Raw genomic sequence first — 11583 nt, 5'->3', positions numbered from 1 at the left:
GAGATTGCCGCGCGCAACGGGTGGGGTCTTACTGACGAGTGAGAGGGGAAAGATGAAGCAAAGAATATTGGCGTCGGCGATCAAGCGGATCGTCTGGGCCGAACTGGCGCTGACTGCCACGCTGGCGGCGCCCGCGTTCGCGCAGAGCCAGCCGGCGCCGGGCGCCGCCGCGGCGCCTGCACAGGGCTCGGGCATCGCGCTCGCTCAGGCGGACGCGGCGACTGGCGCGACGGGCGCGGCGAGCGCGGCGGGCGCCGTCTCCGCGCCTGCCGCGGCCGCGCCCGCGCCCGCTTCCGGCGCGGCCGCGACGGGCACGCCGCCCGCCGCGCCGGAAGCGAAGCCGGGCGTCGCACAGATCAAGCGCTTCGAAGTGACGGGCTCGCTGATTCGAAGCGCCGACAAGGTCGGCTTCCAGCAAGTCCAGACCGTCACCGCGAAGGACATTCAGGACAGCGGCTACACGAACGTTGCGGACTTCCTGCGCGGCGTGTCGGCGAACTCCGCGAGTAGCTGGAGCGAAGGGCAGACGAACGGCTTCGCGGCGGGCGGCGCGGGCATCGCGCTGCGCGGCCTGAGCGAAAAATATTCGCTCGTGATGGTCGACGGCCAGCGCGTCGCGCCGTACGCGTTCGCGTCGAACGGCACCGATACGTTCTTCGACCTCAACACGCTTCCCCTGAACATCATCGACCGCATCGAGATCGTGAAGACGGGCGCCGTATCGCAGTACGGCTCGGACGCGATCGCGGGCGTCGTCAACATCATCACGAAGCACAATTACCAGGGGCTGCAACTCGACGGCAGCTACTCCGGCGCGACGCAAGGCGGCGACGGCACGACGAAGTTCAGCATTCTCGGCGGCTTCGGCAATCTGAACTCGGACCGCTTCAACATCACGGCGGCCGCGAGCTACTACAAGTCGAACGGCTTCACGATCGCCGATCGCGACACGACGAAGAACCAGGACTTCACGAACCGCGCGGGCGGCCTGTCGCTGCTCGCGCCTTCGTTCTGGCAGACCAACGGCGGCGCGACCGCGCAGGCGCTGAGCAATTGCCCGTTCGGCGGCGCCGTGCGACCCGCCGCGAGCAACTATCTGAGCGCGGGCGCCGGCATGGGCGGCACGGTGTGCGGCTTCAACTCGGCGGAGTCGACGTCGATCGCGCCGTGGACCGAGCGCCTGAGCGCGAAGGTGCATGCCGATTTCAAGATCGACGACAAGACAACCGCGTTCGCCGATCTGTGGGAAAGCAACAACACGACGGTGCAGAACAACGGCGTGCTGACGGTGGGCAGCCCGACGACACCGAGCCTCGTGCTCAATCCGGCGACCGGCAAGCTGAGCCAGTTCAATTCGGTCGTGCCGGCGAGCAATCCGTACAACCCGTTCGGCGTCGACACGCCGCTTGCGTATACGTTCCCGGCAGCGGCGTCCGACCGGACGAGCTCGAACTTCTGGCGCGCCGCGACGGGCGTCAAGGGTTCGTTCGCGCTGCCGTACGGCGACTGGGATTGGTCGGCCGCGTACACGCACTCGCAGAGCGTCGTGTCCAACACGTTCAACAACGTGCTGAACGCATCCGTCGTCAACGACATCTATCAGAACGGCACGCTCAACTTCGCGAATCCGTCGGCGACGCCGAACGCGTTCAACGGCCTGTACATGAAGACGAGCAACCTGGGCGTATCGAAGCTCGATGCGCTCGACGCGACGCTGTCGACGCCGAACCTGTTCAAGCTGCCCACGGGCGACGTCGGCTTCGGCCTCGGTGCGCAGTTCCTGCATGAAAGCGAGTTCATCGGCCAGGGTTCCGAGGCATTGAGCGGGCAGGTCCTGAATCCGCTCACCCAATCGGTGAGCGGTTCGCGCAACGTCGCGGCGGTCTACTATCAGTTCGACATCCCGATCATCAAGAACCTGACGTTCAGCCAGTCGGGCCGCTACGACCATTACAGCGACTTCGGCGGCGCGTTCTCGCCCCGCTTCGCGCTGCGCTATCAGCCGATCAAGGAATTCACGATGTACGGCTCGTACAATCGCGGCTTCCGCGCGCCGACGTTCGTCGAGAACACGCCTTCGCAGAACATCGGCCTGCAAACGTACGGCAACTCGCTCATCAACACGCTGCAGACCGGCAACACGAGCCTGCAGCCCGAGCGCACGCGCAACATCAACATCGGCTTCCAGGCTTCGCCCACGCGCTACACGGACTTCGGCTTCGATTTCTACAAGATCTTCATCGATAACGTGATCGGCCAGGCGAGCCTGAACTCGGTCGTCGCGGCCAACAACCCGTCGCAGGTCGTGCGCGATCCGGTGACGGGGCAGATCACGTACGTCGTGCTGCCGTACCAGAACCTCGGCACGCTCGAAACCGACGGCTTCGAGATGACGTTCCGCCAGGCGCTGCCGACGAAGTACGGCACGTTCACGCTGTCGGCGGACTGGGCGTACGTGCATCACTTCAACATCGGCTTCCCGGGCGCGGCGACCGTCGATTCGGCGGGCAACAACTTTGCAATCACGCAGCCGTTCGGCGCGAGCATTCCGCGCTGGAAGGGCAATACGTCGCTGAACTGGGCGTATCGCAAGTGGAATGCGACGCTGAGCTGGGAATTCACGGGGCCGTACGCGCAGGCGCTCGGCGTAGCCGCGCCGACGCAGGCGGCGGATCACGTCGGGTCATACAGCCAGTTCAACCTGTACGCGAGCTACACCGGCTTCAAGAACTGGACGCTGTACGGCGGGATCAACAACATCTTCGACCGTGCGCCGCCGTTCGATCCGGTCTGGCAAAACGCGCTCAACCAGAACGGCTACGACCAGTCGCTGTACATGTACTACGGCCGCGTGATCCAGGTCGGCGCGACGTACCGGTTCTGACGCCGCCCCGCATCGTCCTTCGGCATTCGACGGGCCGCTCCGCTTCCCTAACCACCCCTTTGGAGCGGCCTCTTTTTGCCCGATGCCGGGCGGCGACGGCTTGGCCATGAATCGCGATGATGCGAACCGCACGCGCGGCGTCAGCCGCGAAGCGCGCCTTGCGCCGTGCGCGCCGCTCGAATTGACTCCGCATCGGCGCGATGCCGATGCGATCATACGCAGGTGACGATGAGACCCATGAAGTTGCGTTTGCCGACCGTCGCGCGCTTCGCGACGCGCGTGCGGGCGACCGCGCGAATCGCGGCCGTCGTGTGCGCGGCGTTCGCCGCCTGCGCCGCTGCGCCGTCGAGCGCGGTTGCCGCGACGGCGCTCGCGCAATACGGCGAGCCGAAGTATCCGCCGGGCTTCACGCACTTCGACTATGCGGCCCCCGACGCGCCGAACGGCGGCGTGCTGAATTTCGAGAACTACAACGAAGCGCAGAGCTACGATTCGCTGAACCCGTTCCTCGTGCGCGGCTCGCCCGCGCCGGACATCCAGAACCTGATGTTCGACACGCTGATGCAGCGTAGCTGGGACGAGCTCGCCTCCGAATATCCGCTGATCGCGGACAACGTGGACGTCGCGCCCGACCGCGGCTCGGCGACGTTCCACATCAATCCGGCCGCACGCTTCTCGAACGGCGATCCGATCACGGCGGCCGACGTCAAGTATTCGTTCGATACGCTGACGAGCCCGCAGGCGTCGCCGCTCGTCAACGCGCAATTCGCGATCATCAAGCGCGCGACGGTGATCGACCGGCTGACGGTCCGCTTCGATTTCAGGCGCCCCGAGCGCGCGGCGCCGCTGATCGCGGGCGATCTGCCGGTGTTCTCGCCGAAATGGGGGCAGCGGCCGGACGGCACGCGGCCGCCGTTCGACCAGATCGTGAACGTTCCGCCGATCGCAAGCGGCGCGTACCGGATCGAGCAGCGCAAGAACGACAAGCAGATCGTCTATGCGCGCGATCCGCAATACTGGGCGGCCGATCTGCCGGCGCGGCGCGGGATGTTCCGCTTCGCGCGCGTGTCGTTCAAGCTGTACCTCGATCAATACACGATGCTCGAGGCGTTCAAGGCGGGCGACGTCGACGTGCGGATGGAATACAGCTCGACGCAGTGGGCGCGCCGCTACGTCGGCAAGAACTTCCGCAACGGCATGCTGAAGAAGGGCGAGTTCGCGGACGGCCCCGCGCAGATGCAGGGTTTCCTCATCAACATGCGCGAGCCGAAGTTCCGCGACGTGCGCGTGCGTCACGCACTCGCGCTCGCGTTCGACTACGACTGGATGAACCGGATGATGTTCTACGGCCAGTACCGCCGCACGAACAGTTTCTGGGAAGCGAGCCCGTTCGGCGCGTCCGGGTTGCCGAGCGACAAGGAGCGCGCGCTGCTGGAGCCGTTCCGCGCGGAGCTGCCGCCCGAAGTGTTCGGCCCGATGGTCAGGCAGCCGACGACGCTGCCGCCCGGCTCGCTGCGCGCGAACCTGAAGCTGGCGCGTGATCTGCTCGCGCAGGCCGGCTGGCATTATCGCGACGGCGCGCTGCGCGACGCGAGCGGCGCGCCGATGACGATCGAGATCATGGACGACGAGCCCGGCATGGACCGGCTGATCCTGCCGTACATCCAGGCGCTCGGCATGCTCGGCATCCGCGCGTACATGCACGAGATCGACAGCGCGCTGTATCAGAAGCGCCTCGACAACTTCCAGTACGACATGACGACGTTCATCTATCCGCCCGTCACGATTCCCGGCGCGGAGCTCGTGCGCCGCTTCGGCAGCGCGGCGGCGTCAGAAGTCGGCTCCGAGAATTATCCGGGCGTGCGCTCGAAGGCGGTCGACGCGCTGATTCGCGCGGCGCTCGCGGCGGATACGCTCGACGATCTGCAAACGGCGACGCACGCGCTCGACCGCGTGCTGATCAACCTGTACATCCTCGTGCCGCAGTACTACCTGCCGAACGCGCGGATCGCCTACAAGACGACGTACGGGCATCCGTCCGTCATTCCGGCATCCTATCAATACGAGGACTGGATCATCGACTACTGGTTCCGGAAGCAGCCGGCGAGCGGCGCAGCCGCGTCGAAGCCGGGCCCGGCCGCGTAGCGGGGAGCGACGATGCTTGCTTACATAGTCAGACGATTGCTGTTGATGGTGCCGACGCTCGTCGGGGTCGTGACGATCACGTTCGTCGTCACGCAGTTCGTGCCGGGCGGCCCGGTCGAGCAGGTGCTGACGCAACTGCGCCACGGCACCGCGCGCGGCGGCGAGGCGGGCGGCGCGGGCGGCGGCTATCACGGCAGCCAGGGCGTCGATCCGCAGCAGATCGAGCAGATCAAGAAGCAGTTCGGCTTCGACAGGCCGCCGCTCACGCGCTACGCGCTGATGCTCGAGAGCTACGCGACGTTCGATCTCGGTCAGTCGTACTACGCGCATGCGAGCGTGTGGGACGTGATCCGCTCGAAGCTGCCCGTGTCGATCACGCTCGGGCTCTGGACGGTGATCCTCACGTATCTGATCTCGGTGCCGCTCGGCATCGCGAAGGCCGTGCGCAACGGCTCGCGCTTCGATACCGTGACGAGCGTGCTCGTGCTCGCCGGCTACGCGATTCCCGGCTTCGTGCTCGGCGTGCTGCTGCTGATGCTGTTCGGCGGCGGCACGTTCTGGCAGGTGTTTCCGATGCGCGGCCTCACGTCGGACAACTTCGACGAGCTCACCGCGCTCGGCAAGGCGCTCGATTATCTGTGGCACATCGTGCTGCCCGTCACCGCGTCGGTGGTCGGCAATTTCGCGATCGTCACGATCCTGACGAAGAACACGTTCCTCGAAGAGATCGGCCGGCAATACGTGCTGACCGCGCGCGCGAAGGGCGCGCCCGAGCGCGACGTGCTCTGGAAGCACGTGCTGCGCAACGCGGCGATTCCGCTCGTCACCGGCCTGCCCGCCGCGTTCGTCGGCGCGTTCCTGAACGGCAACCTGCTGATCGAGACGCTGTTCTCGCTCGACGGCATGGGGCAACTGTCTTACGACTCGGTGATCCGCCGCGACTATCCGGTCGTGCTCGGCTCGCTGTTCCTGTTCACGCTGATCGGTCTCGTCACCAAACTCATCGCTGACGTCTGCTATGTCCTCGTCGACCCCCGCATCCAATTCCACAGCGTGGACCGCTGATCCCGCGTGCGCCGCGTGCGCGGCGTCGCCGTCGCCGTGGCGGCGCACGTGGCTGCGGTTTCGCAGCCAGCGGCTCGGCTACTGGAGCCTCGTGATCTTCGCCGCGCTGTTCGCGGTCAGCCTGTTCGCCGACGTGCTGTCCAACGATCGCCCGCTCGTCGTCCGCTACGCGGGGCACTACTATTTTCCGATCGTGAAGGACTACCCGGAGACGCGCTTCGGCGGCGATTTCCCGGCGAAGACGAACTATCTCGATCCGTACATCCGCGCGAAGATCGAATCGAACGGCAATTTTGCGATCTATCCGCCGAACCGCTACCGCTACGACACGATCGATTACTTCGCGTCGCGCCCGTATCCGGCGCCGCCGTCGGCGAGCAACTGGCTCGGCACCGACCAGTTCGGCCGCGACGTGCTGTCGAGGCTGTTGTACGGCTTCAGGCTGTCGGTGCTGATGGCGATCGCGCTGACGGTGTCGGGCGTCGCGATCGGCGTGCTGACGGGCGCGCTGCAGGGCTTCTACGGCGGGCGAACCGACCTGATCGGGCAGCGCCTGATCGAGATCTGGAGCGCGCTGCCCGACTTGTACCTGCTGATCATCTTCGCGGCGATCTTCGAGCCGACGCTGTGGCTGCTGTTCATCCTGCTGTCGATGTTCGGCTGGCTCGTGCTGTCCGACTACGTGCGCGCCGAGTTCCTGCGCAACCGCGCGCTCGACTACGTGAGGGCCGCGCGCACGATGGGGCTCACGAACGGGCAGATCATCTGGCGGCACGTGCTGCCGAACAGCCTCACGCCCGTCATCACGTTCCTGCCGTTCCGGATGAGCGCGGCGATCCTGTCGCTGACGAGCCTCGATTTCCTCGGCCTTGGCGTGCCGCCGCCCACGCCGAGCCTCGGCGAGCTGCTGCAGCAAGGCAAGAACAATCTCGACGCATGGTGGATCTCGATGTCGGCGTTCGCGGCGCTCGTCGTCACGCTGCTGCTGCTCACGTTCATGGGCGACGCGCTGCGCAACGCGCTCGATACGCGCACGCGCGGCTCGGCGTTCGGCGGAGGCCCGCGATGACCCGGCCGCTCCTCGAAATCGATCGCTTCTGCGCGGCGTTCGGCGAGAAGATCGCGGTGCGCGAGCTGAGCCTGTCGATCGCGCGCGGCGAGCGGGTCGCGCTCGTCGGCGAATCGGGTTCGGGCAAGAGCGTCACCGCGCTGTCGATCCTGCGGCTCGTGCAGCACGCGACGCTGTCCGGCCGGATGCTGTTCGACGGCGAAGACCTGTTGACGAAGACCGAGCAGCAGATGCGCGGCATCCGCGGCGCGGACATCGCGATGGTGTTCCAGGAGCCGATGACGGCGCTCAATCCGCTCTACACGATCGGCAAGCAGATCGCCGAGAGCCTGCGGCTGCACGAAGGGCTGCGGCCGGGCGAGGCGCGCGCGCGCGGCATCGAGCTGCTGACGCGCACCGGCATTCCGGAGCCCGAACGAAGGATCGACAGTTTTCCGCATCAGCTATCGGGCGGCCAGCGGCAGCGCGCGATGATCGCGATGGCGCTCGCGTGCCGGCCGCGCCTGCTGCTCGCCGACGAGCCCACGACCGCGCTCGACGTGACGGTGCGCGAGCAGATCGTCGATCTGCTGATCGCGCTGCAGGAGCAGGAGGCGGCGGCGCGCGGCATGGCGGTGCTCCTCATCACGCACGATCTGAACCTCGTGCGGCGCTTCGCGCAGCGCGTCGCCGTGATGGAGCACGGCGTGCTCGTCGAGACGGGCGACACCGGCGCGCTGTTCGCGAATCCGCAGCATCCGTACACGCAGCGGCTGCTCGACAGCGAGCCGCGGCGCGCGATCGAAGCCGTCGCGCCGGCCGCGCGGACGATCCTCGACGTCAGGTCGCTCGCGGTCGATTACCGGATCGCGCCGAAGGGCTGGCGCGCGCTGTTCGGCAAGACGACGTTTCGCGCGGTGCACGATGCGCAGTTCGCGCTGCGCCGCGGCGAGACGATCGGCATCGTCGGCGAATCGGGGTCGGGCAAGTCGACGCTCGCGTCGGCCGTGCTCGGGCTGCAGCGGCCGGCGGCGGGCGGGATCGAGATCGACGGGCGGCCGCTCGATGCGCTGCGCACGGCACGCGGCCGGCGCGATCTGTACCGGCGAATGCAGGTCGTGTTCCAGGACCCGTTCGGCTCGCTGTCGCCGCGGATGACGATCGAGCAGATCGTCGGCGAGGGGCTTGCCGTGCATCGGCCGGAGATCGCCGGCGAGGCGAGGCGCGCGCGGATCGCCGGGCTGTTGCAGGAAGTCGGTCTGCCGGGCGAGGCGATGCTGCGCTATCCGCACGAGTTTTCCGGCGGCCAGCGGCAGCGGATCGCGATCGCGCGCGCGCTCGCGGTCGAGCCGGAGCTGCTCGTGCTCGACGAGCCGACGAGCGCGCTCGACGTGTCGATCCAGAAACAGGTGTTGAATCTGCTGACGAATCTGCAAAAAAAGTACAAACTCAGCTACCTGTTCATCACGCACGACCTGGCGGTGATGCGGGCGATGGCCCATCGGGTGCTCGTGATGAAGGAGGGGCGCGTGGTCGAGGCGGGCGACACGCTGGACGTACTGGACGCGCCGTCGCATCCGTACACGCGATCGCTGCTTGCGTCTTCGATGATGACGGCGCGGCGCAGCCCGCGGGAGAGGGCAGATGATTGACGAACGCTGGGCGCAGGCCGCCCGACACTTGCGCAGCGACGCCGGATTCTGGTCGCTGCGCGTCGTCGACGAACGGATCGACGAGCATGCGGTGCGCAACGATGTCGCGCAGCCGCTTTCGAGCGCGCGCGATCGCGGCGCGATGCTGATCGCGTGGTCCGGCGCGGGCGCGGGTTACGCGGCGACGGCCGATCTGTCGCCGGCCGGCCTGCAGGCGGCGCTCGACGCGGCCGCCGCGCGCGCGAAGGCGAGCGCGGCGCTGTCGCTGATCGACCATCGCGCCGTTGCGCGGCCGGACGCGAGCGGCGGCTACGTGTCGCCGCATGCGGACGATGCGTTGCCGGCCCGCGCCGAATGGATCGAGCGCCTCGCACGCGAATGCGCGGCGGCGGCCGTCGACGCGCGGATCGTCGAGCGCACCGCCGCCGTGATGCTCGTGCAGACCGACCAGCTCTACATGACGAGCGACGGCGTGCGCATCGAGCAGCGCTTTCGCCACGTGATGCCGCAATTGAGCGTCGTCGCGCACGCGCGCGGCGACACGCAGGTGCGCACGCTCGGCAACGCGGGCACGCTCGCGCAGGGCGGCGTCGACGTGCTCGCGCGCTACGGCTTCGAAGGCGCGGGCGCGCGCGTCGCCGACGAGGCGCTGCAACTGCTCGCCGCGCCGAACTGCCCGACCGGCCGCCGCGATCTGCTGCTGATGCCGGACCAGATGATGCTGCAGATCCACGAATCGATCGGCCATCCGCTCGAGCTCGACCGCATTCTCGGCGACGAGCGCAACTTCGCCGGCTGGAGCTTCGTGAAGCCGGAGATGTTCGGCTCGTACCAGTACGGCTCGCCGCTGCTGAACGTGACGTTCGATCCCGCGCTGCCCGGCGAGGCGGCATCGTATGCGTTCGACGACGACGGCAGCGCCGCGCGCAAACAATACCTGATCCGCGGCGGCGTGCTCGAGCGGCCGCTCGGCGGCGCGCTGTCGCAGGCGCGCGCGGGGTTGCCGGGCGTCGCGAACGCGCGCGCGTCGAGCTGGAACCGGCCGCCGATCGACCGGATGGCGAACCTGAATGTCGAGCCCGGCGCGCACGCGTTCGGCGAGCTCGTCGCGGGCATCGAGCGCGGCATCCTGATGCGCACGAACACGTCGTGGTCGATCGACGACAATCGCAACAAATTCCAGTTCGGCTGCGAGTTCGGACAACTGATCGAGAACGGCGAGCTGACGCTGGTCGTCAAGCGGCCGAACTACCGCGGCATTTCCGCGAGCTTCTGGCGCAGCCTGCGCGCGGTCGGCGACGAGAGCACGTTCGGCGTGCATGGCACGCCGTATTGCGGCAAGGGCGAGCCGGCGCAGATCATCCGTGTCGGCCACGCGTCGCCCGCGTGCGTGTTCGCCGACGTCGACGTGTTCGGAGGCGCGTGATGACCGACTTCGCGAAGCGGGGGCGCGCGGCCCCGATCGATTGGCATGCGCATTTCGCGCGGCTCGCCGACGAGGCCGAGCGGCTGAAGCAGCCGGGCGAGACGGTGCTGCTGTGGTTCGCCGGCGAGACGTCCGATTTCATCCGCTTCAACGCGGGCAGGATTCGCCAGACGGGGCGCGTCGTGCAGGGCAAGCTCGGCGTGCGGCTCGTGGCGGGCGCGCGGCAGGCGTCGTTCACGCAGACGGCGAGCGGCGATCCGGCGACGGACGCGCCCGAGCTCGCCGAAGCGCTCGCGACGCTGCGCGAGAGCCTGCGCGGCGCGCCCGACGATCCGCATCTGTTGTTCGACACGTCGGCGTGGCGGCAATCGGTTCGCCGCAGCGGCCGCCTGCCGGCCCCCGACTCGCTCGCGCACGTCGTCGCCGATGCCGCGCGCGGGCTCGATTTCGTCGGCTTCTACGCGGGCGGCTCGCTCGTGCGCGGCTTTGCGTCGTCGACGGGCAGCCGCGGCTGGTACGAGGTCGAGAATTTCGATTTCCGCTGGTCGCTGTACGACGCGAGCGGCCGCGCGATCAAGACCGTCCACGCGGGCGACGCGTGGAGCGACGCGGCGTTCGCGCACAAGATCGAAGAGGCCGCCGCGCGCTTGCCGGTGCTCGGCCGCGCGCCGAAGGCGCTCGCGCCCGGCCGCTATCGCGCGTATCTCGCGCCGGCCGCGGTGGCCGAGATCGTCGGGCTGCTCGGCTGGGACGGTTTTTCCGCGCGCGCGAACGCGAGCGCGCGCAGCAGCCTGCATCGGCTGCACGCGGGCGAGGCGGCGCTCGATCCGCGCGTGACGATCGCCGAGGATTTTTCGCTGGGCGTGGCGCCCGCGTTCAACGCGGACGGCTATCGGCGCGACAGCGTGCCGCTCGTCGCCGAAGGGCGCAGCGTCGGGCGGCTCGTCAGCGCGCGCACCGCGCGCGAGCACGGCCTGAGCCCGAACGGCGCGGCCGCGGACGAAATGCCGGAGACGCTAGCGCTCGCGGGCGGCGCGCTCGCCGATGCCGACGTGCTCGCGGCGCTCGACACGGGCCTCTACATCGGCAATCTCTGGTATCTGAATTTCTCGGACAAGATGAACGGACGGATCACCGGGATGACGCGCTTCGCGACGTTCTGGGTCGAGCGCGGCAGGATCGTCGCGCCGGTCGATGCGATGCGCTTCGACGACAGCGTGTACCGCCTGCTCGGCGCCGAGCTCGAGCAACTCGGCGCGGCGCCTGAACTGCTGCTGAACGATCAGTCGTGGAGCGAGCGCCCGACGGGCGGCGCGAAGCTGCCGGGCCTGCTTGTCCGGTCGTTCGAGCTGACGCTGTAGGG

Annotated in this window: 7 protein-coding genes; all 7 read left to right on the top strand. The window is 68.1% G+C overall.

Annotation, left to right across the window (positions count from 1 at the left end; all coding sequences use genetic code 11):
• Positions 1–52: 52 nt before the first annotated feature.
• The 7 genes from WT16_RS23525 (at position 53) to WT16_RS23495 (ending at position 11581) form a co-directional block, all read left to right on the top strand.
• Positions 53–2884, top strand: a complete 2832-nt coding sequence (locus WT16_RS23525; protein ID WP_063534345.1) for a TonB-dependent receptor — start codon at positions 53–55, stop codon at positions 2882–2884.
• 237 nt (positions 2885–3121) lie between these two features.
• On the top strand, positions 3122–5029 hold the full coding sequence (locus WT16_RS23520; protein ID WP_063534344.1) for an extracellular solute-binding protein: 1908 nt from the start codon (positions 3122–3124) through the stop codon (positions 5027–5029).
• Between the two features lie 12 nt (positions 5030–5041).
• Positions 5042–6094: an ABC transporter permease subunit gene (locus WT16_RS23515; protein WP_063534343.1), complete on the top strand. Its 1053-nt coding sequence runs from the start codon at positions 5042–5044 to the stop codon at positions 6092–6094.
• Positions 6048–7163 (top strand): ABC transporter permease, encoded by a 1116-nt coding sequence (locus tag WT16_RS23510; RefSeq protein ID WP_006028307.1) that lies wholly within the window; start codon positions 6048–6050, stop codon positions 7161–7163. Before WT16_RS23515 ends, WT16_RS23510 begins: the two co-directional genes overlap by 47 nt.
• Positions 7160–8794, top strand: coding sequence for a dipeptide ABC transporter ATP-binding protein (locus WT16_RS23505; RefSeq protein ID WP_063534342.1), 1635 nt, complete (start codon positions 7160–7162; stop codon positions 8792–8794). Before WT16_RS23510 ends, WT16_RS23505 begins: the two co-directional genes overlap by 4 nt.
• Positions 8787–10220, top strand: a complete 1434-nt coding sequence (locus tag WT16_RS23500; protein ID WP_063534341.1) for a TldD/PmbA family protein — start codon at positions 8787–8789, stop codon at positions 10218–10220. Before WT16_RS23505 ends, WT16_RS23500 begins: the two co-directional genes overlap by 8 nt.
• Positions 10220–11581: a metallopeptidase TldD-related protein gene (locus WT16_RS23495; protein ID WP_015603667.1), complete on the top strand. Its 1362-nt coding sequence runs from the start codon at positions 10220–10222 to the stop codon at positions 11579–11581. The genes WT16_RS23500 and WT16_RS23495 overlap by 1 nt, the downstream gene beginning before the upstream one ends.
• Positions 11582–11583: the final 2 nt, after the last annotated feature.

Origin of the sequence: Burkholderia sp. MSMB1589WGS (assembly GCF_001636105.1) — a bacterium.
Lineage (GTDB): Bacteria > Pseudomonadota > Gammaproteobacteria > Burkholderiales > Burkholderiaceae > Burkholderia > Burkholderia humptydooensis.
The sequence above is the reverse complement of the archived record's forward strand: the minus strand, read 5'-3'. Positions and strand labels throughout refer to the sequence as shown.

Excerpts from the sequence above, each read along its gene's own strand:
- WT16_RS23510 (WP_006028307.1), top strand. The coding sequence starts at position 6,048 with ATGTCCTCGTCGACCCCCGCATCCAATTCCACAGCGTGGACCGCTGAT.
- WT16_RS23505 (WP_063534342.1), top strand. The coding sequence starts at position 7,160 with ATGACCCGGCCGCTCCTCGAAATCGATCGCTTCTGCGCGGCGTTCGGC.
- WT16_RS23525 (WP_063534345.1), top strand. The coding sequence starts at position 53 with ATGAAGCAAAGAATATTGGCGTCGGCGATCAAGCGGATCGTCTGGGCC.
- WT16_RS23515 (WP_063534343.1), top strand. The coding sequence starts at position 5,042 with ATGCTTGCTTACATAGTCAGACGATTGCTGTTGATGGTGCCGACGCTC.
- WT16_RS23495 (WP_015603667.1), top strand. The coding sequence starts at position 10,220 with ATGACCGACTTCGCGAAGCGGGGGCGCGCGGCCCCGATCGATTGGCAT.
- WT16_RS23520 (WP_063534344.1), top strand. The coding sequence starts at position 3,122 with ATGAAGTTGCGTTTGCCGACCGTCGCGCGCTTCGCGACGCGCGTGCGG.
- WT16_RS23500 (WP_063534341.1), top strand. The coding sequence starts at position 8,787 with ATGATTGACGAACGCTGGGCGCAGGCCGCCCGACACTTGCGCAGCGAC.